This is a genomic window from Phaeobacter sp. G2 (assembly GCA_025163595.1).
In the GTDB taxonomy this organism is placed as follows: domain Bacteria; phylum Pseudomonadota; class Alphaproteobacteria; order Rhodobacterales; family Rhodobacteraceae; genus Pseudophaeobacter.
Window position 1 is genome coordinate 2,197,572 of the sequence record CP104100.1, and the last position, 25,862, is coordinate 2,223,433.

General features: G+C 58.0%; 24 protein-coding genes and 3 pseudogenes. 19 read left to right on the forward strand and 8 right to left on the reverse strand.

What is annotated here, in order from left to right:
- The first annotated feature begins 118 nt into the window (after positions 1 to 118).
- The 5 genes from N1037_10465 to N1037_10485 all read left to right on the forward strand — a co-directional run bounded on the left by N1037_10465 (position 119) and on the right by N1037_10485 (position 6,440).
- Positions 119 to 1,417 (forward strand): short-chain fatty acyl-CoA regulator family protein, encoded by a 1,299-nt coding sequence (locus N1037_10465; GenBank protein UWS77725.1) that lies wholly within the window; start codon positions 119 to 121, stop codon positions 1,415 to 1,417.
- Positions 1,418 to 1,512: 95 nt separating this feature from the next.
- Positions 1,513 to 1,911: a response regulator gene (locus tag N1037_10470; GenBank protein UWS77726.1), complete on the forward strand. Its 399-nt coding sequence runs from the start codon at positions 1,513 to 1,515 to the stop codon at positions 1,909 to 1,911.
- Between the two features lie 94 nt (positions 1,912 to 2,005).
- The gene (locus tag N1037_10475) at positions 2,006 to 2,329 is read left to right on the forward strand and encodes a hypothetical protein (GenBank protein UWS77727.1); all 324 of its coding nucleotides are present in this window, start codon (positions 2,006 to 2,008) and stop codon (positions 2,327 to 2,329) included.
- On the forward strand, positions 2,329 to 5,022 hold the full coding sequence (locus tag N1037_10480; protein ID UWS77728.1) for a sensor histidine kinase: 2,694 nt from the start codon (positions 2,329 to 2,331) through the stop codon (positions 5,020 to 5,022). Before N1037_10475 ends, N1037_10480 begins: the two co-directional genes overlap by 1 nt.
- Positions 5,023 to 5,090: 68 nt before the next feature.
- A complete protein-coding gene (locus tag N1037_10485) occupies positions 5,091 to 6,440 on the forward strand; it encodes a FliM/FliN family flagellar motor switch protein (GenBank protein UWS77729.1) in 1,350 nt (449 codons plus the stop codon).
- Between the two features lie 195 nt (positions 6,441 to 6,635).
- On the opposite strand, the gene N1037_10490 is transcribed toward N1037_10485, so the two are convergent.
- From N1037_10490 to N1037_10505, 4 genes are all read right to left on the reverse strand, one after another.
- Positions 6,636 to 7,061 carry a TIGR01244 family sulfur transferase gene (locus N1037_10490; GenBank protein ID UWS77730.1) on the reverse strand — a complete coding sequence of 142 codons (426 nt, stop codon included), beginning with the start codon at positions 7,059 to 7,061 and terminating at the stop codon, positions 6,636 to 6,638.
- 10 nt (positions 7,062 to 7,071) lie between these two features.
- Positions 7,072 to 7,506, reverse strand: a complete 435-nt coding sequence (locus tag N1037_10495; GenBank protein ID UWS77731.1) for a hypothetical protein — start codon at positions 7,504 to 7,506, stop codon at positions 7,072 to 7,074.
- Entirely contained in the window at positions 7,506 to 7,934 is a 429-nt protein-coding gene (locus N1037_10500) for a YeeE/YedE thiosulfate transporter family protein (protein ID UWS77732.1), read from the reverse strand. Before N1037_10500 ends, N1037_10495 begins: the two co-directional genes overlap by 1 nt.
- 171 nt (positions 7,935 to 8,105) lie before the next feature.
- Positions 8,106 to 8,969: an MBL fold metallo-hydrolase gene (locus N1037_10505; protein UWS77733.1), complete on the reverse strand. Its 864-nt coding sequence runs from the start codon at positions 8,967 to 8,969 to the stop codon at positions 8,106 to 8,108.
- Positions 8,970 to 9,375: 406 nt separating this feature from the next.
- On the opposite strand from N1037_10505, the gene N1037_10510 reads away from it, so the two are divergent.
- Entirely contained in the window at positions 9,376 to 9,588 is a 213-nt protein-coding gene (locus N1037_10510) for a hypothetical protein (GenBank protein UWS77734.1), read from the forward strand.
- 230 nt (positions 9,589 to 9,818) lie between these two features.
- Here N1037_10510 and N1037_10515 read toward each other — a convergent pair whose 3' ends face one another.
- Positions 9,819 to 10,037, reverse strand: a complete 219-nt coding sequence (locus N1037_10515) for a hypothetical protein (protein UWS77735.1) — start codon at positions 10,035 to 10,037, stop codon at positions 9,819 to 9,821.
- A gap of 257 nt (positions 10,038 to 10,294) precedes the next feature.
- Between N1037_10515 and N1037_10520 the strand changes: the two genes are divergently transcribed.
- From N1037_10520 to N1037_10535, 4 genes and pseudogenes are all read left to right on the forward strand, one after another.
- Positions 10,295 to 10,558 carry a DUF2312 domain-containing protein gene (locus tag N1037_10520; GenBank protein ID UWS77736.1) on the forward strand — a complete coding sequence of 88 codons (264 nt, stop codon included), beginning with the start codon at positions 10,295 to 10,297 and terminating at the stop codon, positions 10,556 to 10,558.
- A 288-nt stretch (positions 10,559 to 10,846) separates the two neighbouring features.
- Positions 10,847 to 10,996, forward strand: a pseudogene (locus N1037_10525) (transposase).
- Between the two features lie 2 nt (positions 10,997 to 10,998).
- Positions 10,999 to 11,219 (forward strand): annotated as a pseudogene (locus N1037_10530) (IS3 family transposase).
- Positions 11,220 to 11,492: 273 nt separating this feature from the next.
- Positions 11,493 to 12,536 carry a Hint domain-containing protein gene (locus N1037_10535; GenBank protein ID UWS77737.1) on the forward strand — a complete coding sequence of 348 codons (1,044 nt, stop codon included), beginning with the start codon at positions 11,493 to 11,495 and terminating at the stop codon, positions 12,534 to 12,536.
- 256 nt (positions 12,537 to 12,792) lie between these two features.
- Here N1037_10535 and N1037_10540 read toward each other — a convergent pair.
- Positions 12,793 to 12,999, reverse strand: a pseudogene (locus tag N1037_10540) (integrase core domain-containing protein).
- An 850-nt stretch (positions 13,000 to 13,849) separates the two neighbouring features.
- Between N1037_10540 and N1037_10545 the strand changes: the two are divergent.
- From N1037_10545 to preA, 3 genes are all read left to right on the forward strand, one after another.
- Positions 13,850 to 14,248, forward strand: a complete 399-nt coding sequence (locus tag N1037_10545) for a RidA family protein (GenBank protein ID UWS77738.1) — start codon at positions 13,850 to 13,852, stop codon at positions 14,246 to 14,248.
- 353 nt (positions 14,249 to 14,601) lie between these two features.
- Positions 14,602 to 15,936 (forward strand): NAD(P)-dependent oxidoreductase, encoded by a 1,335-nt coding sequence (locus tag N1037_10550; protein ID UWS77739.1) that lies wholly within the window; start codon positions 14,602 to 14,604, stop codon positions 15,934 to 15,936.
- Between the two features lie 58 nt (positions 15,937 to 15,994).
- Complete coding sequence (gene preA / locus N1037_10555) at positions 15,995 to 17,299, forward strand: NAD-dependent dihydropyrimidine dehydrogenase subunit PreA (GenBank protein UWS77740.1); 1,305 nt, start codon at positions 15,995 to 15,997, stop codon at positions 17,297 to 17,299.
- A 121-nt stretch (positions 17,300 to 17,420) separates the two neighbouring features.
- Here preA and N1037_10560 read toward each other — a convergent pair whose 3' ends face one another.
- A complete protein-coding gene (locus N1037_10560; GenBank protein UWS77741.1) occupies positions 17,421 to 18,035 on the reverse strand; it encodes a TetR family transcriptional regulator C-terminal domain-containing protein in 615 nt (204 codons plus the stop codon).
- 254 nt (positions 18,036 to 18,289) lie between these two features.
- Here N1037_10560 and N1037_10565 point away from each other — a divergent pair, with 254 nt between their 5' ends.
- The 6 genes from N1037_10565 (at position 18,290) to N1037_10590 (ending at position 25,214) form a co-directional block, all read left to right on the forward strand.
- On the forward strand, positions 18,290 to 19,540 hold the full coding sequence (locus tag N1037_10565; protein ID UWS77742.1) for a Zn-dependent hydrolase: 1,251 nt from the start codon (positions 18,290 to 18,292) through the stop codon (positions 19,538 to 19,540).
- Between the two features lie 151 nt (positions 19,541 to 19,691).
- Complete coding sequence (gene hydA, locus N1037_10570; protein UWS77743.1) at positions 19,692 to 21,146, forward strand: dihydropyrimidinase; 1,455 nt, start codon at positions 19,692 to 19,694, stop codon at positions 21,144 to 21,146.
- 70 nt (positions 21,147 to 21,216) lie between these two features.
- The gene (locus N1037_10575; protein ID UWS77744.1) at positions 21,217 to 22,053 is read left to right on the forward strand and encodes an ABC transporter ATP-binding protein; all 837 of its coding nucleotides are present in this window, start codon (positions 21,217 to 21,219) and stop codon (positions 22,051 to 22,053) included.
- Positions 22,054 to 22,089: 36 nt separating this feature from the next.
- Positions 22,090 to 23,007, forward strand: a complete 918-nt coding sequence (locus N1037_10580; GenBank protein ID UWS77745.1) for an ABC transporter permease — start codon at positions 22,090 to 22,092, stop codon at positions 23,005 to 23,007.
- A gap of 154 nt (positions 23,008 to 23,161) precedes the next feature.
- Complete coding sequence (locus tag N1037_10585) at positions 23,162 to 24,007, forward strand: ABC transporter permease (GenBank protein UWS77746.1); 846 nt, start codon at positions 23,162 to 23,164, stop codon at positions 24,005 to 24,007.
- 220 nt (positions 24,008 to 24,227) lie between these two features.
- Entirely contained in the window at positions 24,228 to 25,214 is a 987-nt protein-coding gene (locus tag N1037_10590; protein ID UWS77747.1) for an ABC transporter substrate-binding protein, read from the forward strand.
- A gap of 135 nt (positions 25,215 to 25,349) precedes the next feature.
- Here the strand turns inward: N1037_10590 and N1037_10595 are convergent, their stop codons facing one another.
- Positions 25,350 to 25,850: a flavin reductase family protein gene (locus N1037_10595; protein ID UWS77748.1), complete on the reverse strand. Its 501-nt coding sequence runs from the start codon at positions 25,848 to 25,850 to the stop codon at positions 25,350 to 25,352.
- Between the last annotated feature and the right edge of the window lie 12 nt (positions 25,851 to 25,862).

Genomic DNA, 25,862 nt, shown 5'->3' on the forward strand with positions numbered 1-25,862 from the left:
TGAAATGATCATCTATTCTGTAAACAAATGCACAGTATTCAGCGGTATTCTGTAAAGTTTGTTATGTTGCAACGCAGAAAGCCGTTGAAATGGCGGAGTTTTGACAGGGGGGCAGCTGATGGCGCGTGACACGCTGACAGGCAGCCGCATTCGGGAGCGGCGTTTGATCCTGGGTATTCGACAAGCAGAGCTGGCGCGCAAGGCTGGTATCTCGGCGTCCTACCTCAATTTGATCGAACACAACCGCCGTAGAATCGGCGGTAAACTCCTGGTGGATTTGGCGCAGGTTCTGGGGGTTGAGCCCTCTATGTTGACCGAAGGCGCTGAGGCGGCATTGCTTGCCGCCCTGCGTGAGGCGGCAGCCGATGCAGGCGCCAAGGTGGCTGAACTTGACCGGACTGATGAGTTTGCCGGCCGTTTTCCAGGCTGGGCCGAGGTCTTGGCGAGCAATCATCAGCGGATTGCCCGGCTGGAACGCACGGTCGAAACCCTGTCGGACCGGCTGACCCATGACCCGCATCTTGCGGCCTCCTTGCATGAGGTGCTGTCAACAGCGGCGGCGATCCGCTCCACGGCCTCGATTCTGGCGGAAACCGGAGAGCTGGAGCCGGAATGGCGCGATCGGTTTCACAATAACCTGAACGAGGATTCGCGACGCCTGGCCGAAAGCAGCCGGGCGCTGGTGAATTTTCTCGATGAAAGCGACAGCAGCGCCGAGCGTCGCGGGATGCCACAGGAGGAGGCTGAGGAGTTCCTGCTGTCCAATAGCTATCACTTTCCGGAACTGGAGCAGGGGCACAGCAATCCCAAAGCCCTGGTTGCAGCCGCGCCGGAGCTGGTCAGTGACTCGGCCCGATTGATTGCCCGTGGCGCGCTGGAACAATATCAAAAGGACGCGCTGCAGATGCCCCTGGCGGAGGTGGCGCCGATTATCCAGTCTCAGGGAGTGGATCCCTCGGCGCTGGCGCGGCGGTTTGACGTCCCCCTGCCGGTGGTGCTGCGGCGCCTGGGGGTGTTGCCGGTTGATGTGCTGGGGCAGGAGGCAGGACTGGTGGTCTGTGACGCCTCGGGGTCGATCCTGTTTCGTAAACCGGTGGCGGGTTTTGCGCTGCCGCGCTTTGGCGCCTCCTGTCCGCTTTGGCCGATCTACACGGCATTACAGCGGCCGGATGTGCCCTTGCGGCGCAATGTAGTGCAACAGGGGCGCAGCGCGCTGGGGTTCGAATGCTTGGCGGTGGCCTGGAACCATGTGCCCAGCTCGTTTGACCGGGATCCGCTGTATCATGCGGTTATGCTGATCCTGCCCCGCCGAGAGGTGCCGCCGCAGGCGCAACCGGTGGGCAGCAGCTGCCGGATCTGCCCCCGTCAAACCTGTGAAGCACGCCGCGAGCCGTCGATCCTGAAGGAAGAGTTTTGACTTGTGCCCGGCGGCAGGGGTAGTCTGCCTTGGGATGAGAACGTGGTCTTGGGCAAAACAGTCCGAAATAGCCGCGCTGGGAGGAACTTCTGCCAATGAGCAGACATGTCGTTTTAATTGAAGATGAGCCAAATATCGCAGAGGCCATTCGGTTTCTGCTGACCCGCGACAATTGGACCGTGGATGTGCATGGAAATGGCAGTGACGCGGCGGAGGTCATCCAGGCTGCCAGCCCCGATCTGGTGATCCTTGATCTGATGCTGCCGGGGAAAAGCGGTCTTGAGGTGATCCAAGAGCTGCGCCTTGTCGAACAGATGCAGCGCCTGCCGGTCTTGATGCTGACCGCCCGTGGCCAGCTAAAAGATCGCGAAATGGCGGAAAAAGCCGGGGTGACCCGGTTTATGACCAAGCCATTTTCCAATTCCGAGGTGCTGACGGCGGTGCGCGACCTTTATGCGCAGGCCTATCAGGAACCGCAGGACGCCGGCCCGTGAATTGTCCCCCCGCCAGCAGCCCGGCGCGCAGCCCTGTGACAGGCCCGCAAGTTTTCATGGAAACTGCCACCATAGTTACCCTGGAACCGCTGTGATGCGCGGCGATGGGGCAGGGCATCAGGACGCGTTCAAAAGCCCCTTTGTGGAGCGGCGCACCTATCGTCGTCGTCGCCTGATGGATATTGCCCGCTTGTTGCCAATTCTGGGCGCATTGCTGTTTACGGTCCCCCTGATGTGGCCAAACCCAGATCCCTATCCTGCCCCCGGCAATCACGGTGGTATGGCCACCTCTGCTGCAATCACCTACATCTTTGCGGTCTGGGGCGGTTTGATCGCTGCCAGCTTTGTCTTTGGATTGGCGGTGCGGCTTTGGGCCGGGCACTGGACAGAGGGCGGACCTCAGGACGACAAGAGCTGATGGCCTCGCTTAATGTTCTGGCGCTGGTCTGTCTGGCCTATGTGGCGTTGTTGTTCTTTGTTGCCTTTGTTGCGGACCGCCGCGCCGCGCGCGGCCAAAGCTCTGCCTGGATACGCTCGCCGCTGATTTATACACTGTCCCTGTCAATTTACTGTACAGCCTGGACATTTTACGGGGCGGTGGGATACGCGGCGCGTTCAGGGCTGGAATTCCTGACCATCTATCTGGGGCCGACTCTGGTCATGGTTGGCTGGTGGTGGGGGCTGCGTAAACTGGTCCGGGTTGGGCGCAGCCAGCGGGTGACTTCGATCGCGGATCTGTTGTCGGCACGCTATGGCAAGTCCAATGCGCTGGCCATCGGTGTCACGGTCCTGGCGGTGATTGGCATTACGCCGTATATTTCCCTGCAGCTTCAGTCTATTACCCTGTCTTTTTCAACTTTTGCGGAGGCCGATCCGCTGCGCAGCTACCACGAGACCACGACGGTGTTCTGGGTGACTGCGGGGCTGGCGGTCTTTGCCATTCTGTTTGGCACCCGCAATCTGAACGCGAATGAACGCCACCACGGCGTGGTCACGGCTGTGGCGCTGGAGGCGGTGGTCAAACTGGTGGCGCTGCTGGCGGTTGGTATCTTTGTGGTCTGGGGGCTGTCGGATGGGATCTCAGATACACTGGCGCGGATTGATGCCTCGCAAATTGGTGATTGGCGGGTGGATGGCGGCCGCTGGGCGACCATTACCTTCCTGTCCGCTGCGGCCTTTGTCTGCCTGCCGCGAATGTTTCAGGTCATGGTCGTCGAGAACGAGGACGAGCGCCATCTGCGGGTCGCAGCCTGGGCCTTTCCGCTTTATCTGTTTCTGATCTCGATGTTTGTGGTGCCGATTGCGGCCATCGGCCTGGAGCTGCTGCCGCCGGGATCAAACCCGGATCTGTTTGTCCTGGCCTTGCCTCTGTCACAGGGCCAACAGGGGCTGGCGATGCTGTCTTTCCTGGGCGGATTTTCCTCGGCTACATCGATGGTGATCGTGGCGGCGATGGCGCTGTCGACCATGGTGTCGAACCATATGGTGATGCCGATCTGGCTGCATCTGCAAGGCGGCGAGGGGGCTTCGGTGTCCGGAGATGTGCGCAATGTGGTGCTGTTTGCCCGGCGGATTTCCATCGCTGTCATTCTTGGCCTGGGGTATTTCTATTACAAGCTCTCCGGCGGTGGCGCCGCACTGGCCGCCGTGGGGTTGATCTCGTTTGCTGGTATTTCCCAGATGTTGCCGCCCCTTGTTGGCGGGCTGTTCTGGCGCGGTGCCACCCGTACCGGCGCCCTTTGTGGCCTGTCCGTGGGCTTTGCCATCTGGGTCTATACCATGTTGCTGCCGGCCTTGGGGGGGGGCTTGTTGCCGGATCATATCCTGGCCGAAGGGCTGTTTGGCCTCTCCTGGCTGCGCCCACAGGCCCTGTTTGGTATCGAAGGGCTGGATTCCACGGTGCATGCGGTGCTCTGGTCGATGAGCCTCAATGCGGTGGTGTTTTGTCTGGTCTCGCTGATGACCTTTCCAAGCCCTATTGAGCGTTTGCAGGGCGCGCAGTTTGTCAATGTGTTTGAACATTCCTCGGGGCCACGCGGCTGGACTGGCTCCGTGGCGCAAAGCGAAGATCTGATGGTGATGTCGCAACGCATCTTAGGCGCGACCGAGGCGCAGGCGTTTTTTCAACGTGAACTTGTCAGGCAAGGCGGGCGCGGCACCCTGCCAGAGCCCACACCGGCCTTCCTGGAGCGGCTGGAGCGCGAACTGGGGGCCTCGATCGGGGCGGCCGCGGCCCATGCGATGATTGGCCAAATCGTCGGCGGCTCCTCGGTGTCGGTGCAGGATCTGCTGGCGGTGGCGGATGAAACGGCGCAGATGCTGGAGTACTCCAACCAACTGGAAGAGCAATCCGCGGAACTGTCGCGCACCGCACGACAATTGCGGGTCTCCAATGAAAAGCTGACCCAGATTTCCCAGCAAAAAGATGCCTTTCTCAGCCAGGTGAGTCATGAGCTGCGCACGCCGATGACCTCAATCCGGGCCTTCTCCGAGATCCTGCGCGATGAGGGCGATATGCCTTTGGCGGACAAAACCCGGTATGCCACCATCATCCATGACGAAGCGCTGCGTCTGACCCGGCTGTTGAATGATTTGTTGGACCTGAGCGTGCTGGAAAGCGGACAGGTGAGTTTGAATATGTCGACGGGGACTCTGAGCGAGGTGATGGACCATGCGATTTCCACTGCCTTGGCGGGTTCGGATCACCCCATTCAGGTGCACCGCGACCCAAAATCAGAGCAAATACGAATTTCCTCTGACCTGGATCGACTGGCGCAGGTCTTTATCAACCTGATTGCCAATGCACAGAAGTATTGCGACGGGGAACCGGCGGAAATGACCATTCGGGTGACCCGCAGCTTAGGGGAGGTCTGGATAGATTTCACCGACAATGGCAGCGGCGTTCCCGCAGACCACCAGCAGCTAATTTTTGAGAAATTCTCGCGGGTTAGCCCCGAACGGGCCGGGGGAGCCGGGCTTGGGTTGGCGATTTGCCGTGAGATCATGCAGCGCCTTGAGGGCGACATTTCCTACCTGCCGGGGCAAAAGGGAGGCAGTTTTAGAATTTCCCTGCCATTTGCGCGGAAAATCTCCCCGGAGGGGGCGTTTTAAAGGTCTTGGTAACGAACGGGCGTTAAGACAATTAAAAAGGGAGCGCAAAACGTGCAGGTTTATGGCTGATGTCTGAAGCGGAAAAACAGCAAGCTGGGAACGGCGGGTCCGGTGGACTCGCGCGTAAACTTGCGGCGTCAAAGGACGGGGGAGCGGCTCAAAAAGGGTCTTTGACACTCAAAGCCTTGCGTCGTTCGCTTGCCCGTGCGGCGTCGGAGCAATGCGACCTGCCGCTGGCCGTTCTGGCGGCGCGCCAGGCCAACCGTGCCCCCGAAGACCTGGTCGAAGAGCTGTCTGACAAGGATCTATTGGTGATTCTCGATGGGCCCGACGGACGGATTGGCGCGGCCACCTTGGATGCGGCGCTGGTGACGGCCTTGATCCAGAAACAGACCATTGGCCAGATCATGGGCAAGGCCCCATCTGAGCGGAACTACACCCCAACGGATGCGGCGATGACCGCAGAGTTCCTGGAAAAGTCCTTTTCCAAGGTGCAGGCGTTGTTGCAGGGGGAAAAAGATCAACTGGTGTTTTCTGGCTATCGCTACGGCGCACAGATCGAAGACGTGCGCTCGCTGATCCTGGGGATGGAGCGGGAAGACTACCGTCTGATCACCATGACTGTGGATTTGGCCATTGGGGCGATGCAGGGTGAGCTGAAGCTGATCCTGCCGGAACCCACCCCGGAGGAGCTCGGCCTGAGCGGTGCAAAATCCGGGCCAACCTTGGCTGGCGGCATGGGGGCCATGCGGGCGGAGCTCTCTGCGATTCTGTGCAAGGTGCGGGTGCCGCTGAATGAATTTTCGGCCCTGCGCGTGGGCGAAGTGCTGCCGCTGGATCAGGCCTTTTTGTATGAAACCGATTTAATCGACATTGGCGGTCATTCCATTGCCAAGGGCCGTCTGGGCCAGTTGAATGGCGCCCGTGCGGTGCGGTTGAACACTGGACCCAGCCAGCAGGCGGACCCCGCTCAAATGGGCGATGGGTTTGCCGATAGCATTGGTTCTGACGTGCCCCCGGCTCTGCCTATGATCGAAGAACCGGCAACGCTGGATCTGGGGATTGCGGCGCAGGATTTGCAGGATCCACTGGATGACCCCATGGGCTTTGGGGCTCCGGCAGGGGGGCTTGCCCTGGATGGCATGGGCTCTGATCCCGCTGGGATGGACGACGACATGAGTGATCTCGGGGGCGATCTTGGGCTTGGCTTAGGAGCGGACCTTGGTGCGGATCTGGGCAACCTGGGAGGCGACCTTGGCAGCGGCCTCGGTGGGGACCTGGGCGCGGATCTGAGCGCAGCCCCAATGGGGGAGTTCGCCGGGCTTGGTGATGGCGCGGATCAGTTTAACCCCGATGATGCGGCGGCAGAAATATCAAAACTTGCAGGCCTGGAAGGGGACGCAGCACCTGGGCTCTGAAGCCGTTGACCCGATCGTGGCGTTCTCTAGCGATGGTCGGCAGCTGCTTTGTCGCAAGACAACAAACCAAAGGCCCGGCCAAATGATGGCCGGGCCTTTGGTTTGCGCCCTTTGGGTTTGACTGGCGGGCAGGATGCACCGCAGTGTTCAAACGCCGTATCCCCCCGCGGGCGAACCACAGGGGGCTTGCCACATTTATCCGGCGGAGATTGATTCCAGTGCTGGCCGCAGACCATCAAGTTGATAGCCAGCAGCGCTGGTTTTTTGCAAAATCTCGTCCGGGCTCATTTCTGTGGCAACACCGAGAGACCAGATCACCGAACAGCGGGTTCCAGAGGCACAATAGGCCAAAACCGGGCCTGGGCTTTCTTCATAAAAGGCGCGCTGTTGCGCGACATTTTCTGGTGTCATGGTCTGATGGGTGAGCGGCAGCTCCCGAAAGATCAGCCCTGCCGCCTCGGCAGCGGCACGAATGGCAGCGGCCTGATGGCTGGGCGGGACTTCGGAATCCGGGCGATTGCAAATCACCGTTTTGTAGCCGTCAGCAACGATTTTTGGCATGTCTTCCGCCGAGATTTGCGGCGAGACGGCGTAGCGGGGGGTGATTATACGTGCATCCATGGTGGGTTCTTTAAACCTTTGCCGCCAGCCCGTCCAGTTGCCTGCCAAAAAAGGGCGCCGCCCACATGCCCACAAGCATCGTCCCCATGAAGATAAGACCCCCAGAGCCATTATAGCTGAGCGAGGCAATCGCTGGTCCGGGGCAAAGACCGGCCAGTCCCCAGCCCATGCCAAACAGAATGGATCCGGAGATCAGTCGGTGATCCATTTCCGGGCGCGGGGCAGTGGGAAATTCTCCACCAACCAAGGGGTGCCGTCCCTTGGTCAGACGCCAGGCGATAAACATTGGTACAATGGCGCCGCCCATAACAAAGGCGAGGGTGGGATCCCAACTGCCAAAGACATCCAGCCAGCCCTGGACCTTGGTGGTGTCGGTCATGCCGGAAACAAAAAGCCCGGCACCAAATAGCGCGCCGGAAACAAGCGAGAGAAACAAGCGCTGCATCAGATCACTCCCAATACGTGGCGGAACAGGGCAATGGTGATCCCGCCGGCAATGATATAGAAAACGGTGGCGATAATGCCACGCAGGGACAGGCGGGAAATCCCACATACCCCATGGCCAGAGGTGCAGCCATTGGCAATTCTGGTGCCAATTCCAACCAACAGGCCGGCGGCAATGATCACAGCAATATTGCCGGTCATATGCGTGTCCACACCGGTTTGATACAGGGGATAGAGCAGCATTGGCGCGACCAGCACCCCAATCAAAAAGACCAGGCGCTCCGCCATATTGCTGCGGCCTGAGCCGTCCACCAGGCCACCAAGAATGCCACTGGCCCCCATGATGCGACCATTGCCGAGCAGGAAGACTGCGCCTCCCAATCCAATCAGGCCGCCACCGACGAGCCCCCAGATCCAATCCATTTCCATTTTCGCGCGTTCCTATTTTGTCAATTTTGCTATCGGGTCGTGGATCATCCCTGAAGCCGCGATGGACATATCAGCCTGTGATAACAAGCCATCTGACCATGCAATTGCCCCCGACCGAGCCACAGCGGTTTGGCGGGAAATTTCTATGCCGCCAAACCCAAAAGCAGGGGTTTAAATCTTGTTCACCGGCAGTTTCAGGAAGATGTCGCCCTGTTCGTCCGGTTCCGGCATCTGGCCTGCCCGCATATTGACCTGCAGCGAGGGCAGGATCAGTCGCGGCATTGCCAAGGTGGCATCGCGTGCGTCGCGCATTGCGGTGAACTCCTCCAGTGGACGCCCCTCCCCGATATGCACGTTGAGCGCTTTTTGCTCACCGACGGTGGTTTCCCAGGCGTAGTCATCACGCCCCGGTGCCTTGTAGTCGTGGCCGACAAAGATGCGGGTCTCCTCAGGCAGGGCCAGGATCTTTTGGATCGACTGGTACAGCACCTCGGAAGAGCCGCCGGGAAAATCGCAGCGCGCAGTGCCAAAATCGGGCATGAACAGGGTGTCGCCAACAAAGGCCGCATCGCCAATCACATAAGTCAGGCAGGCCGGGGTATGGCCGGGCGTGTGCAGTACGTCGCCACGCAGTTGCCCAATCATAAAGCTGTCGCCTTCTTTGAACAGCGCATCAAACTGGCTGCCATCGCGCTGAAAGGCTGTGCCTTCGTTGAAGACCTTGCCAAAGGTGTCCTGAACCACGGTGATATTGGCGCCAATGCCAATCTTGCCGCCCAGACGCTCCTGCAAATAGGGCGCCGCCGAGAGATGGTCCGCATGCACGTGGCTCTCCAGAATCCACTCACATGTGAGCCCTTCTGCGGTGATCCAGGCGATGATCTCATCCGCCGAGGCCGTGTCGGTGCGCCCGGAGGCATGATCAAAGTCCAACACGGAATCGACAACAGCGCAGGCCACTCCGGTCGGGTCCCGCAGAACGTAGGATACTGTGTTGGTGGCCTCGTCGAAAAAAGCTTTGACGGTGGGGTTCATTGTCTGGGCACTCCCTTTCGTTTCATTTGATATATACAAAATAAGGAATATGTTTCAAGTGCTGCGGTCGCTTAGATTGTGGATCAGTCTAAATTAGTTTCTGGCGTGGGTCTTGAAGAGAAAGCGCGGGTTTGAATGTGCACTGGTTTGACCTGCCGCAAGGACAGCAGGAACATCGGGAGCTAGGTTAGAGCTGTGCAGGGGGCGAGCACTTGGCTTTTAACGGGGGTTTCAAGCCTCTTGTGGGGCAACTTGGATATACTGGCCTCAGGCCGCGCCCTGCAATGTAGGTGAACCCAGCTTGCCCTGCGCGCGCAGGATCTGGTGCGAGAGGCAGAGCAGCTTCCTGCGGCAGAGGTGTATGGCGACACCAGATTTGGCACGTTTTTCGAGGAGATAAAGTATCATGACACGCGCGTTGCTGACCCAAGCCGAAGAAATGGCTGAAAAAATTCACCAACAACCGGCAAAAGCCCGGCTGGCAATGCGGCCAGAGTTTTCACGACTGCTTAGCGATCTGCGAATCGAAGGCCTCTCTGTGCCGCGCTATTTGCAGCAATTGGAGAGTGATCTGGCTGAACAGGACGCTGAGAACCTATTTGACAATATGCCGGTTTGAACAGGATGCTGGTCTGAACAGGCCCGCGACTGAAGCGAACCCGGTCGGTGCGCCCAGCTGCATGCTGTGGCGCGACCCGCTTGCTCCAGTTCACCGGGGGCTTTGGGGCTGGCTTGGGGATAGGTCTGGTTTGCGGGCAGGTCGGGCTTGCGGGCGCCTGGGAATGGAGGCGGTCAAATGGCGGCTCCCAGAAACCCGCGCTGAAACTGGGCGCGGCTTGGGGCGCGGGATTAGCCCAGAAAAATTCCAACCATAACCAGCATCAACCCAATAACCGAAAGAAACAGCGCGCCAAGGTTATATGGCAGAACCTTTTGAACCACCGCGCGCAGCGCGTCGTCGTCCAGTCTTTTTCCACGGGCTCGCACCACGTGCACGATGCACCACATCAGGCCAATCAGGCCAGCAACCGAGAGGGCTGCTCCGGCCCAGACGAGGATTTCAAACATAGCGCAGCTCCTGCATCACTTGCACAGCGCTGCGATTAGCGGATTGCAAGTGCAGACACAAGCCACAGCCCAGCGGATATCAAGCGCGCCGCGGTGAACAGGGCAGGGCTGACCTCTGGGCAGGTTGGTGCAGGCTGGGGGCAGGGACAAAAGGCGAGAAATCGCAGCAGTCCGTTTCCTGTCTTGCGATGGGGCAGCTGTGCCGCTATCCCCTTGCCCCAATCCCTATGGCATGACAGCAGTAAAATGAGGCACCCATGACAGACCATGAAGACGCCAGCGACTCCTATAAAGTAACCGCCGGAGAGCTGCGCCAGTTCGTTGAACGTATCGAACGGCTGGAGAGCGAAAAGAAAGACATCGCCGAGCAAGTCCGTGAGGTCTATGCCGAAAGCAAATCCCGTGGCTATGACCAAAAAGCGCTGCGGGCCATTGTTAGCCTGCGTAAGCGCGATAAGGATGAGATTGCAGAACAAGAAGCTGTTCTGGAAATGTACAAAGAAGCGCTTGGGATGTTGTAGATATCCTGTAAGTCATTGGTATAATAAATTAAAATCCGGGTGTTGTGCGGGCGTTAAAACGTGTTGTGCAGCACCCTTTTTTATCGAAAACACGATGCTTGGGTGAGTGAAACTTCACACAAGTGCTTTTCATTGCTGGGCTCTATTTAGGGGGGTAAAATTACTGGAAAGAATTACATCCATCGGCATCTGATTTGAAGTTAGAATATAAAATCTATATATTTATCAGTAGGTTGGATGTCCCTTTTGTCTGTGCTGAGCGATCTTGATTTCGTGCCAATAGACATGTGCCAGCGCATCGGCCAGATCGAGGGAAGCAGACCGATTACCGCAACGGCGCTGGTCGCCGCAGTTGGCGACAAGTCTTGCTTCAAAAATGGCCGTCAATTTGCTGCCTGGCTGGGCCGGGTATCCAAGCCGCACTCAAGCGGCGGAAAGCCGTGGTCCGAAACAAGCCGCGCCTGCTCAGTTGCAACGGGTCGTGCTACATATCAGGCGACCCGGCCAAATGGCTGGGGACCAGAAAATGGATTACGTTCGCGGTGCGCCGTTCCATCCGCAAATCCAGGGCAAAAGCGAGCGCTGGCATCAAACCATGAAGAACCGGGTTCTACTCGAAAACAACTACCTGTCCGGCGATCCTGAACGCCAAATCGGGGCCGGGCATCAACGTGAGGCTCGCCGTGGAACTTCGGGAATTAGGGCTCTAGGCGCCATCTGTGCGTCGTGCAGCCAGAAAAGATCAGGCATGTCACTGTTTGTTTTGTGAGCGACGCATCATGCCGGTCAGCGGAAATCGATGGAGCCTGAGCCTAGAGAAGGTCTGGCGCCCTGTCGATTGTAGCAAGATCTCCGTACGAGACTGCAAAATTTACGGCGTCTTAAATCCAGTCTCGTATAGTCGGCATCACAGTTGATTTAGTGCGAGTGACCCATGGGCGCCAGTAATACGCCTCTTCCAGATCTGATAGAGTTGCAGTCGATCTCGTCAAACACGACCTTTACGGGAACCCCCGGCGGAGGCGGTGATATCATCGGTGTGGTGGACAATGCCACCTATACCGATGACGAGGCCGGGAACAGTAACACGCACATCGGTGAGCTAAACGAAAGCACCGATGCAGACAGTGGCTGGCTGATGATCGACGGTACGACCTACAGCTTCGAACTGGTGACGCCGCTGGACAATACGGATGATCCGGTGACGATCACCCATGATGATGGGCTGTCCCAGACCAATCTCTATGGGGATGCTGGCGACACCCAGATCGCCTTTCTCGTGGCGACGCCCGTGGGGCCCGGTGCGGTCCGCTATTTTGCGGTGGTCGATGATTCAGTCGGCGATCTGGACAGTATTACCTCGCTGCAAACCCGCGGATTGGATTGGGATCCTGCGGGGGATGACGTAAAAATCAATGTTTCCTCCGATAATAACGTGACGACTGTCTGCTTCGCGGCCGGGACCCGTATCGCGGTGCCGGGCGGGGGAGTGCGCACAGTGGAGACATTGAGGCGCGGCGATATGCTGTGCACCGCGGATGAAGGCGCACAGCCCCTGCTGTGGGTGGCGCGACAGGATCGGGGCTTTCCTGCAGACCCAGAAAAACACCGTCCCATCCAGATCGGGGCTGGAGCCTTTGGTCCAGGTGTTCCGGCCCATGATCTGGTGGTCTCGCCTCAGCACCGTATTTGCCTCGCGGGGGCGGTGATCGCAGACCAGTTTGACGCCGAAGAGGTGCTCGTTGCGGCCAAGGGGGTGCTGAGCCTGCCGCGGGTGCGCCGGATGCACGGTCTGAGGCGGGTTTCTTACTTCTCCCTGCTCATGCCACGGCACAGTGTGCTGATTGCCAATGGCGCCCGCGTCGAGAGCTTCTACCCTGGGCCGATTGCCCTGCGCTCCCTGTCGGGCGTCCAGCGGGCCCATTTGCGTATGGTGCTCGCAGCCGCGGGGCGGCATCGAGCTTTGCCCGCCCTGTAGTGACCTGCGGAGAGATGCGCCGACTAATTCGGGACCTCAAAGCGCAGGGAACGCGCGGGCGGAGTCTGTCCCGAACCTTTGGTGGCGGGCAGGGGCAGATACTCGATCAGGACCGGTCGTCTCTTCCAGGCTGACCTCTGTCTGCAGTTTCGTACGCTCCGCACCACCCTGCGCTGAATAGGAATTGGCACTATGAGTGATGGGCTTTTGGTGTCTTGCCGCGCCTGTGTTTTGAAGCCCCTGGAGTTGTCGGACGTCAGCGCGTATTCCCGTTGGGGCCAAGCAGGCGACTATTGTTGAACCAATCGACCCAGCCGAGAGTGGCCATTTCCAGATCCTGCATGTTGCACCATTGCCCCTGGCGGTGGACCAGTTCGGTTTTGTAGAGACCATTTATCGTCTCAGCGAGGGCGTTGTCGTAGGAAACCCCGACGCTGCCGACCGATGGTTCAATACCTGCTTGACCCATCCACTTAAGGTCTGGGGAATACAGCAGATCTAGGGTGGAATGGCGGCGATCGGACCCGCCTGCGTCTCATAGGAGCCTTGATGCTCAAACACCATAAGGACCGCGCGGGCGCGGACCTCAGGCGAGTAGAGATTTGCCATTTTTCTTTTTGTCAAAACCATCATCCTTACTTAAGTTGATGGTCTCCGACAAACTCGGCGCGATTCAGTCCATGTCGCTCTTTCACATCTCACCTGCGCTCTTGAAGCGGCCCTGGAAGCTCATGTTGAAGACCCTTTGAAAGGGCCCCTTCAAGGCGGAGTTACATCGCAGCCTACACCGCCCTGGTCGCCCGCGCCTTATTGACGACGGCTCTGAACTGTAAGCCTTTGTCCCAAATCGGATCGATGTCATGACCCTGCGATGAACTGGCGGAAGCGATTGCCGACAGGTTTCCCTCAGGCCGACAAGTCGGAAAGAGTGCATTTCATGACTGGTTTCACAATACGTGCCGATAATCCCATCCGAGAACTACCGAGATAGACCGGACTCTTCCGGTATCAAACCTGCTGAAACGGCGGTATCAGACTGAATGATGACTAACAGCAAGCCGATGGTAGCGCCCTCCCATTGGTTTCCACCTTACCACCTGTGGGTCCGATGCCTTGCCAAGATCAGCGCGGGCTAAATGCAGTTGTGTCCTTTAGGGGATATGGCCGGTGCCCGCCTGTTCTGGGGTCGGAGGTGAAATTGCTTCAGGGTTATAAATTTTAAGCTTGAAATACCAGGCGCTCTGCTCGATATTAAGGCGACAGCTGCTGTCGCTACCAGTTTACACGTGCCAAGTGACCAAAAGGAGAGCTCTATGCCTGCCATTTCTGTACATCCCGAGGGGTGGAAACCGGCCAAGGGCTATGCCAACGGTATGGTTGCCGAGGGAAAGCTCTTGTTTGTTGGCGGCCAGATTGGTTGGACCGCAGATCAGGTATTTGAAGAGCACGGGTTTATTGGCCAGATGAGCCAAACGCTGCGCAATATTCTGGACGTGGTGGAGGCCGCGGGCGGGCAGGCGAGCGATATCACCCGCCTGACTTGGTATGTGACAGACAAGGCCGAATACCTGGCGCATCAGGCCGAGGTTGGCGCCGCATACCGCGCTGTTATGGGCTATCACTTTCCCGCCATGACCATGGTTGTTGTCTCGGCGCTGGTTGAGGATGAGGCCAAGATCGAGATCGAGGCCACGGCTGTTCTCGCCTCCTGAATATTTCCACTAGACAACAGATTTTTTGAGAAGGCCGGCAGGGAAACCTCCGGCCTTTTGTGATGTTTCGGGCGCCTTTTTTTCCGGTGCGCCGCGGCGGATCTGCCGGGGGAGGAATTGCCACGCAAAGGCTCATTCTGACGCTTGTCAGCCGGAAACGGAGGGGCTTGGGGTTTGTATCTTTCTGCGCCCAAGAAATGGGCGAGATGAAATATGTCTGTATTTCAATACATTAAGGTCGGTAAGTATGTTTCGTGTGCAAATTTTTCAAATTTCAAAATTTTACCAGTTGATAAAAAATCAAACTGTGGCACTCTTTGAGTCGAAGAAAAAAACAGTCAGGGAGACACCCAATGGCGAGTAGCCATCAGGCATCAGGCATTCAGGCAGGGCGGTTGGCCGCTGCTGACATCGCCGACAACTTTGGGGATCTGCACCCCGCTTATGACGCACATGAGGCCGCAGTGGCCGCGGATCGTTGCTATTTCTGCTATGACGCGCCCTGTATGACCGCATGTCCCACCAGCATTGATATTCCGCAGTTTATCCGCGAGATCCAGGCCGGGCACCCGGCCTCTGCTGCCAAGACCATTCTGGATCAGAATATTCTGGGCGGCATGTGCGCCCGGGTCTGCCCCACAGAAACGCTGTGTGAAGAGGCCTGCGTGCGTGAAGCCGCCGAGGGCAAGCCGGTAGAGATCGGTCGCCTGCAGCGCTATGCCACTGACGTGGTGATGGAAAAAGATGTGCACCCCTATAGCCGTGCTGCAAGCACTGGCAAAAAGGTTGCCGTTGTTGGCGCGGGCCCTGCGGGTCTGTCGGCCGCCCACCGTCTGGCGATGCTGGGCCATGACGTTGTGGTCTACGACGCCAAATCCAAGGCTGGTGGCCTGAATGAATTTGGTATCGCCGCCTATAAATCTACCGAAGATTTTGCCGCCCGCGAGGTCGACTGGCTGTTGAAGATCGGCGGTATCACCGTCGACTATGGCAAGAAACTGGGCGCGGATCTGTCGCTGGAGGGCCTCAAGTCTGATTTTGACGCGGTGTTCCTGTCGATCGGTCTGGCCGGGGTGAACTCCCTGCGTGCGGCCGGCGAAGACATGGAGGGCGTGCGCGATGCCGTCGACTTCATCGAAGAGCTGCGCCAGGCAGAAGATCTGAGCGCACTGCCTGTTGGCCGCAATGTTGTGGTTATCGGCGGTGGTATGACAGCTGTAGATGCGGCTGTTCAGTCGAAACTGCTGGGCGCTGAAAACGTCACTATCGCCTATCGCCGTGATCGCGATGCGATGGGCGCCAGCCGGTTCGAACAGGATCTTGCAGCCTCCAAAGGTGTGACCTTGATGTTCAACGTGATGCCCAAGGCCATCCATGGCAATGGCGTGGCGGCGGAAATCGAGCTGGAATATACCCAGGTCGAAGACGGTCGGGTGCGTGGCACCGGTGAGACAGTGCGTCTGGCGGCAGAGCAGGTCTACAAGGCCATCGGCCAAAGCCTGCAAGGCCAACCCGATGCGGTTGAGCTGGAGGGGGGCAAGATCATGGTCGATGCAACGGGCCGGACTTCGGTGGCGAATGTCTGGGCCGGGGGCGACTGTGCTTCTGGTGGCGAAGACCTCACCGTGACTGCCGTGGCCGAGGGTCGCGACGCCGCAATGGACATCCATACAAGCCTGATGGGCTGAGCAAGCCAGGGTCGTTGCTGGTCAACGGCCCTAAGCGAGCATGAAAAGGAACAGACAAATGGCTGATCTGACAACAGAATTTCTGGGTATCAAATCCCCAAACCCGTTTTGGCTGGCCTCGGCGCCACCAACGGATAAAGAATACAACGTACGCCGCGCCTTTGAAGCAGGCTGGGGTGGTGTGGTCTGGAAGACCCTCGGCTCCGAAGGCCCTCCCGTGGTCAACGTCAACGGGCCCCGTTATGGTGCCATCTTTGGCGCCGACCGCCGCCTTTTGGGGTTGAACAACATCGAGCTGATCACCGACCGCTCGCTGGAGACCAACCTGGAAGAAATCACCCGCGTCAAAAAGGACTACCCGGACCGCGCCGTGATCGTGTCGATCATGGTGCCCTGCGAGGAAGAAGCCTGGAAGGCGATCCTGCCCAAGGTTGAAGCCACCGGTGCTGATGGCATCGAGCTGAACTTTGGCTGCCCGCACGGCATGGCCGAGCGCGGCATGGGGGCGGCTGTGGGCCAGGTGCCGGAATACATCCAGATGGTCACCGAGTGGTGCAAGAAGTACTACTCCAAGCCCGTCATCGTAAAGCTGACGCCCAATATCACCGATGTGCGCTTCCCCGCCCGTGCGGCTAAAAACGGCGGCGGCGATGCGGTCAGCCTGATCAACACAATCAACTCGATTGTTTCAGTCGATCTGGACCAGATGGCGCCAGAACCAACCGTTGGCGGCAAGGGCACCCATGGCGGCTATTGCGGCCCGGCGGTGAAACCAATTGCCATGAATATGGTTGCGGAAATTGCCCGCTGCCCCGAAACCCATGATCTGCCGATCTCCGCCATTGGCGGCGTCACCACCTGGAAAGACGCGGCAGAATTCATGGCGCTTGGCGCGGGCAACGTGCAGGTCTGCACCGCCGCGATGACCTACGGGTTCAACGTGGTGAAAGAGATGATTTCCGGTCTGTCCAACTGGATGGATGAAAAGGGTTATACCTCGACCCAGGATTTCATCGGAATGGCGGTTCCCAATGTGACCGACTGGCAGTATCTGGACCTTAACTTCATTGCCAAGGCCAAGATCAACCAGGAAGACTGCATCAGCTGTGGCCGTTGCTTTGCCGCCTGCGAAGACACTTCGCATCAGGCCATCGAGATGAGCGCAGATCGTGTCTTTACCGTCAAAGACGACGAATGTGTGGCCTGTAACCTCTGCGTCAATGTCTGCCCAATTGAAGGCTGCATCACCATGGAAGAGGTTCCCGCCGGTCAAATTGATGAGCGCACCGGCAAAGTGGTGTCGGATCAATATGCCAACTGGACAACCCATCCAAACAACCCCTCTGCCACCGCGGCGGAATGAGGTAAGCTGGCCAACAATTTGGTTTAAAATGAAAAAGGCGGCGCTCATGCGCCGCCCTTTTTGTTGTAGCTGTTATGTGCCATGCCAAGGGGCTTGGGTCGCTGAACAGGACTAACTAATGTTAACTTATTGGTGTAAGCATCCGGCGATAAAGGGTTTCCAGGAATTCAGGCGCCACATCAAAGGGATCCTCCGGCCCCATCAACATGCGCACCTGAACGTCAAAATCCGCATAGTGCTGGGTCAGGGCCCAGATCGAAAACATCAGGTGTTTGGGGTGGGTCGTGTTGATCTTACCCGCTGCCATCCAGCCGGTCAGGACAGCTTCTTTTTCTGCCAGAAGATCCCGCAGATCGGTGGATAATGCATCCAGCATGCGCGGCGCGCCCTGCACAATTTCATTGGCAAACAGCCGACTTTCGCGCGGGTAATCCCGGCTCATCTGCAGTTTGCGCTGCACATAGGCGAGGATCTCTTCCAGCGGGTCGCCACTGGCATTGATTTCGCGCATCGGGTCAAGCCAGGTATCCAGCAATTCGGACAGCAAGGCGGTGAACATTGCGTCTTTGGAGGGGAAATAATACAGCAGATTCGGTTTTGACAGCCCGGCTTGGGTGGCTATTTGATCCACCGTGGCGCCGCGAAACCCATGGGCTGAAAAGACCTCAAGCGCGGCCTCCAGAATGGCGGCGCGATTCTTTTTCTGAATACGGGTGGGTGATCGGTCCTTGGGCATAGTGGATAAGCGATCCTTAACGTCCGTTGCGCGGGTATGAGCGCCCGCAATTTGCGCATTGCCCCCAGTTTCATGGGGATTTCAGAGCCAAAATGACTCAATTTCTTGACTGGTGGTCTCTCCGTGATAGCGTGAGTTTGACCAGTTGGTCAAATCCAGACCTTTGGATGCAGGCCAACGATTCAAAGCCACCAATTGGTGCCAAGCCAAGAATAACCCGCAAGATCAGCGGGGGGAACAGGAAGGAAGCTGCGATGACGTCTTTGGGACAGAATCTAAAAATCAACGGCGATCGGCTCTGGGAGAGCCTGATGGAGATGGCAAAGGTTGGTCCCGGTATCGCAGGGGGAAACAACCGCCAGACCTTGACCGATGAAGATGCCGAAGGGCGGGCCTTGTTCCAGAAATGGTGCGAGGACGCGGGCTGCACCATGGGGCTGGATCAGATGGGCAATATGTTTGCCCGCCGCGAAGGCACCGACCCGGATGCGCTGCCGGTCTATGTGGGCTCGCATCTGGATACCCAGCCAACGGGCGGCAAATACGACGGTGTGCTTGGGGTGCTTGCTGGGCTGGAGCTGATCCGCTCGCTTAATGATATGGGCATCAAGACCAAACATCCCATTGTGGCAACGAACTTTACCAACGAGGAAGGCACCCGTTACGCTCCGGCCATGCTGTCGTCGGGGGTCTTTGCGGGCATTCACACCCAGGACTGGGCCTATGACCGGGTTGACGCTGAGGGCAAGACATTTGGCGATGAGCTGAAGCGGATCGGCTGGCGTGGCGAGGAAGAGGTCGGCGCGCGCAAGATGCATGCCTTCTTTGAGCTGCATATCGAGCAGGGCCCCATTCTGGAAGCTGAGGGCAAGGATATTGGGGTTGTGACCCATGGGCAGGGGCTCAGCTGGACCGAAGTGACCATTACCGGCAAGGATGCCCATACCGGGTCGACACCGATGCCGATGCGCCGCAACGCGGGGCTTGCCATGGCGCGGGTGCTGGAGGCGGTGGATGAAATTGCCTGGTCCCATGCGCCAAGCGCTGTCGGCGCGGCGGGCCATATTGATGTCTATCCAAACTCGCGCAATGTGATTCCCGGCAAGGTGGTCTTTACCGTTGATTTCCGCTCACCCGAGTTGGAAGTGATCGAAGACATGGAGCTGCGGCTGCGCGAAGAGGGCAAGGACATCGTTGAAGCCCTTGATATGCAGATCGAATTTGAAAAAGTCGGCGGCTTTGATCCGGTGAAATTTGACGAGACCTGCGTCGCAGCAGTGCGGAATGCGGCCGAGCGACTGGGCTATTCGCATCTGGATATTATTTCCGGTGCCGGCCACGATGCCTGCTGGATCAACCGAGTGGCGCCAACTGCGATGATCATGTGCCCCTGTGTCGATGGGCTGAGCCACAACGAGGCGGAAGAGATCAGCAAGGACTGGGCCGAAGCCGGCGGCAATGTTCTGTTTCATGCGGTTGTGGAAACGGCTGAAATCGTTTCCTAAAGACAGATTGGGGCGCAGCCCCCGCGGCCCCTTTGGGGGCCGCTCCCCCGGGAGTATTTCCGGCAAGATGAAATGTGCAGCGCCCAGGATTAGGCGCAGCATCAAACAACAATGGAGGCGTTTAAACGCCCCGTTTCAGGGAGTTGTACTCATGAGTAAAGTCATCAAGAACGGGACAATTGTCACCGCTGATCTCACCTATAAATCGGATGTTTTGATTGAAGGCGGGGTGATCACTGCAATTGGGCCGAACCTAAAAGGCGATGAAGAGCTGGATGCCACTGGCTGTTACGTGATGCCGGGCGGGATTGATCCCCATACCCATCTGGAAATGCCTTTTATGGGCACCTATTCGACAGATGATTTTGAAAGCGGCACGCGGGCTGGTCTGGCCGGGGGCACCACCATGGTGGTGGATTTTGCCCTGCCAAATCCGGGCGAGAGCCTGTTGGATGCTTTGAAGCGCTGGGACAATAAATCCACCAGGGCGAACTGTGATTATTCCTTCCACATGGCGGTGACCTGGTGGGGGGAGCAGGTCTTTGACGAGATGAAGACCGTGATCGAGACACGTGGCATCAATACCTTCAAACACTTCATGGCCTATAAGGGCGCTTTGATGGTCAATGATGACGAGATGTATTCCAGTTTTCAGCGTCTGTCCGAGCTGGGCGGCATTGCCATGGTGCATGCGGAAAACGGCGATGTGGTGGCGGAACTGTCAGCAAAGCTGTTGGCCGAAGGCAATTCCGGCCCCGAGGCCCATGCCTATTCGCGTCCCCCCCAGGTGGAAGGCGAGGCCACCAACCGTGCCATCATGATTGCCGATATGGCGGGTGTGCCGCTTTATGTGGTGCATACCTCCTGTGAGGACAGCCACGAGGCCATTCGCCGGGCGCGGATGCAGGGCAAACGGGTCTGGGGTGAGCCGCTGATCCAGCATCTGACGCTGGATGAAAGCGAATATTTCAACTCCGATTGGGATCATGCGGCGCGCCGGGTGATGTCGCCCCCCTTCCGCAACAAGAAGCATCAGGACAGCCTTTGGGCGGGTCTGCAGTCTGGCTCGTTGTCGGTTGTGGCCACCGATCACTGTGCCTTCTCGACTGAGCAAAAACGCTATGGGGTAGGGGATTTCACCAAAATCCCCAATGGAACCGGCGGCCTGGAAGACCGGATGCCGATGCTGTGGACCCAAGGCGTTGCTACGGGGCGGATCACGCCAAATGAATTTGTTGCTGTCACCTCGACCAATATTGCCAAGATCTTGAATTGTTACCCGAAAAAGGGTGCGGTTCTGGTTGGTGCCGATGCCGATCTGGTCGTCTGGGATCCGGAAAAGTCAAAAACCATTGCCGCCAGCACCCAGCAGTCTGCCATCGACTATAACGTCTTTGAGGGTCATGAGGTGAAAGGCCTGCCGCGCTTTACCCTGAGCCGGGGCCAGGTGGCGGTGCATGACGGCGAAATCCGCACTCAGGAAGGCCATGGCCGGTTTGTTGAGCGCGAGGCCAATACAGTGGTGAACAAGGCGCTGTCGACCTGGAAAGAGCTGACCTCTCCGCGTCCCGTTGAACGCTCAGGCATTCCCGCAACTGGCGTTTAATCAAGGAGCAGGGCTGCGCCGGGGAGCTCCCTCGTGCGCGGCCGGCTTATAGTCTGAACAAGGCGAAGACATGAATACTCAAACGACTACCCAGGCCGATGCTCCCCAGGCCCATGCCTCAGAGCGTGCCCCCGAGGCCGTCGTCGAAGCGAAAAACCTGGATCTGGTTTTTCCGACAAATGACGGTCCGGTACAGGCGCTGAAGGATGTGAATCTCACCATCAACAAGGGAGATTTTGTCTCCTTTATTGGCCCCTCAGGCTGTGGCAAAACCACCTTCCTGCGGGTGATGGCGGCGCTGGAGCACCCTACGGGCGGCTCTATCACCGTGAATGGCATGACCCCGGATGAGGCGCGTAAGCAGCGCGCCTATGGCTATGTGTTTCAGGCCGCGGGCCTGTATCCCTGGCGTACCATTGCCAAGAACATCAAGCTACCGCTTGAAATCATGGGCTATTCCAAGGCCGAGCAGGACAAGCGGGTCGAGCAGGTGCTGGAGCTGGTGGAACTGTCTGGATTTGGCGGCAAATACCCTTGGCAATTGTCCGGCGGCATGCAGCAGCGCGCCAGTATTGCCCGCGCCCTAGCCTTTGATGCCGATATCCTGCTGATGGATGAACCCTTTGGGGCGCTGGATGAGATTGTCCGCGATCACCTGAATGAGCAGCTGCTCAAACTTTGGGCGCGCACCAACAAGACCATCGGTTTCGTTACCCATTCGATCCCAGAGGCGGTGTATCTGTCGACCAAGATCGTGGTGATGTCACCACGCCCAGGCCGGATTACCGATGTGATTGAGAGCACGCTGCCGCGCGAGCGTCCCTTGGATATTCGTGACAGTCAGGAATTCATCGATATTGCCCATCGTGTACGCGAAGGTCTGCGGGCGGGGCATGGTGATGACTGATGCTATGATTTTCACCGGCGGTGAGGAGGGGACGTTATGAAAACCTTTCTTTCCGTTCTGACGGTGCTCGCGGCCATTGTGGCCTTTTGGTACGCGGCCTGTGTGCCGATGAACATCAAAGGCGTGTTGGATGCAGCAGAACGCGGTGGCGCCGAAGTCATGCCTGCGACCTCCAAAGTGCGGCGCGACATGGGAACCTTTGGGCTGGTGGCTGGCAATACATTTGCCATTGCGCAGACCTGGGAACAGGATCGCCCGCGCCTGCCGGCACCGCATCAGGTGGTGACTGAGCTGTGGAAGACCACAGTGATGAAAAAACTCACCTCGAAACGCTCGCTGGTTTATCATGCCCAGGTGACGCTGAAGGCGACCCTGATGGGCTTTGTCATCGGCACCGGACTGGGGATTTTGCTCGCGGTGGGCATTGTGCATTCACGGGTTATGGATATGTCGGTGATGCCCTGGGCGATTGTCAGCCAGACCATCCCGATTATTGCGCTGGCACCGATGATCATCGTGGTGCTCTACTCGATTGGGGTGCAGGGTATTTTGCCCAAGGCGATTATCTCAGCCTATTTGAGCTTTTTCCCGGTCGTGGTTGGCATGGTGAAGGGGCTGCGCAGCCCGGATGCGATGCAGCTGGATTTGCTGAAAACCTATAGCGCCAATACCGCACAGGGGTTCTGGAAACTGAGGTTGCCATCGTCGATGCCCTATCTGTTCACTTCGCTGAAAATTGGCATCGCGGCCTCGCTGCTGGGGGCCATCGTTGGCGAACTGCCGACTGGCGCGGTGTCCGGTCTTGGCGCGCGTCTACTGGCGGGCAGCTACTATGGTCAGACAGTGCAGATCTGGTCAGCGCTGTTTGCGGCGGCCATTCTGGCAGGGCTGTTGGTGGCGCTGTTGGAACTGATCGAAAAGATCGTTCTGAAGCGGATGGGAATGCAGCAATGATGGGACTGTACATGACGAGACAGCCTAGGATGAAACCGGGGAAGGCGGGCGCTGGCCCCGCCGCAGCGATGCGGCTCCCCCAGGGTTTCAATGGCCAAATGAAGCTTGTGACGCTGGCGCCTATGTGGTGTCGGGTCGGCAGCGGAGGTGTCAGATGACTTTGGTATTTCTTGCAGTTTTGGTCTGGTGTCTGGGCTGGTGGTTGAACAGCCGTTTGGCCAATGGGGCCAGCGCGGATACCCGGGCTGTGAAGCTTTTGGTGCCGATGATCTTTGGTGTCACCGTGCTATTGGTCTGGGAGCTGCTGGTGCGTGGGCTTGCGGTCTCCATGGTGATCCTGCCAGCGCCAAGCCTGATTGCCGAGCGTTTTGCCTCCTCCTTGCCGATCTTGTGGAAAGATCTGGCGCAGACCTTTTTGAAGGGGGCCTTGTCTGGCTATATCATCGGCTGTGGCGCCGCCTTGCTGATGGCGGTGGCGGTGGATCGCAGCGATTTCCTGCGTCGCGGACTGCTGCCCGTGGGCAATTTTGTTGCAGCCCTGCCGATTGTGGGCACTGCGCCCATTCTGGTGATGTGGTTTGGCTTTGACTGGCAGTCCAAGGCGGCTGTGGTTGTGGTTATGGTGTTCTTTCCGATGTTGGTGAACACTGTGGCTGGCCTGCGCGAGACCTCTGCCATGCAGCGGGATCTGATGCAGACCTATGCGGCCAGCTATTGGCAGAGCTTTTTTAAACTGCGCCTGCCGGCAGCTTTGCCGTTTATTTTTAATGGTTTGAAGATCTCAACCACCCTGGCGTTGGTGGGCGCAATTGTGGCTGAGTTCTTTGGCTCGCCCACCGTGGGCATGGGCTTTCGGATCTCGACCAGCGTCGGGCAACTGGCTTTGGATATGGTCTGGGCCGAGATTGTCATGGCGGCCTTGGCGGGGTCTTTTTTCTACGGGGCGATTGCCCTGATCGAGAAAAGCCTGACCTTCTGGCATCCCTCGCAACGGGGATAAATGAACAGTCCATCGCGCGAGATAAATTGCGCGGTGGATTTGCCAGGGGAGCGCTCTGGCAGAGGACTTTGACAGTGGTTAAAAATCAGTCACTGGCCTAAAATAAACGCTCAATTGCTGCGCGAAGAGGCAGAATGCCTAACAAAAACTTAAGAATAATATTTGATCGAAGGGTCAAATTCGCGCAAGCTTTCATCATAACCAACGGGAGAACGATCTCATGAAACACATTTTGACAGCCGCCGGTCTGGCGCTTGCATCTGTCGGCGCGGCCCAGGCTGCGGATGACGTGAAGCTGCAGCTGAAATGGGTGACACAGGCACAGTTCGCGGGCTACTACGTGGCACTGGACAAGGGCTTTTACAGCGAAGAAGATCTGGATGTAACCATCCTGCCAGGTGGCCCGGACATTGCCCCGACACAGGTGATTGCCGGCGGTGGCGCTGACGTCACGGTCGAGTGGATGCCTGCGGCCCTGGCGGCGCGCGAAAAGGGCCTGCCACTGGTCAACATCGCCCAGCCCTACAAAAGTTCTGGCATGCAGCTGACCTGCTGGAACGACACTGGTATCGCCGGCCCCGAAGACCTGCCTAACCGCACGCTGGGTGTTTGGTTCTTTGGCAACGAGTTCCCCTTCATGAGCTGGATGAGCAAGCTGGGTATCTCTACCGAAGCCAAGGGTGAAATGGGTGTCGAAGTTCTGAAACAGGGCTTTAACGTGGATCCGCTGTTGCAGCGTCAGGCCGATTGCATTTCGACTATGACCTATAATGAATATGGCCAGGTGCTGGATGCGGGCGTTTCCCCGGATGAATTGATCACCTTCAAATACGAAGATCAGGGCGTCGCAACCCTGGAAGATGGTCTGTATGTTCTGGAAGAAAACCTGGACGACCCAGCCTTTGTCGACAAGATGGAGCGCTTTGTACGGGCCTCGATGAAGGGCTGGAAATACGCCGAATCCAATCCGGATGAAGCGGCAGAAATCGTGCTCGACAATGATGCTTCCGGTGCGCAGACAGAACACCACCAGCAGCGGATGATGCGCGAAGTTGCCAAGCTGACCGCAGGTAGCAACGGTGCGCTTGATGTAGCTGACTATGAGCGGACGGTTAAAACCCTGCTCGAAGGCGGTTCTTCGCCAGTGATTACCAAGACGCCTGAGGGCGCCTGGACCCACATCATCAGCGACGCGGCTTTGAAATAAGTCTCATGCGTTCTGTTCCGGGCATCGGGACAGGGCGCTAACAAACGTCAAATCAACCCGCCCAACCTGATGGTTTGGCGGGTTTTTTGTGGATTTTTGTTGGATCTGGGACTTGGCTGTAAAAGCCGAAAGAGCCTAAACCTGCTCCAAAAAGCCGCCGTATTGTCCGCGTTTAAAGACCAACCCGTTGCCGGGACAGGTGGTGACTTGGGTGACTTTGCCCAAAACGATGGTGTGGTCCCCGGCGGGGTGGGCGTCAAAGTGCTGGCACTCGAACCGGGCGATGAAGCCGGACAGAGCCGGGGTTCCGGCGGCGCTTTGGCTCCAGTTTTGCGCTGTAAACCCTTCACCGTTGCGGGCAAAATGCTCCGCCTGGCCTAGCTGGTCTTCGGCGAGCACGTGAATGGCAAAGCGCTCTGCTGTGACAAAGGCATCGTGGCGCAGGGAGCTGCGATCAGGACACCACAGCAACAACGGCGGCTGCAGCGAGACAGAGGTGAAACTGTTCACAGTTATTGCCAGCGGGCCACTGTCCGTCAGAGTTGTCACCACGGTGACGCCAGTGGCAAAACAGCCCAGAGCATCCCGATAAGCCCGGGCCGTGTCAGCGTCGGGAATAAAACTGGTCTGTGGCATCGCGCGCCTCGC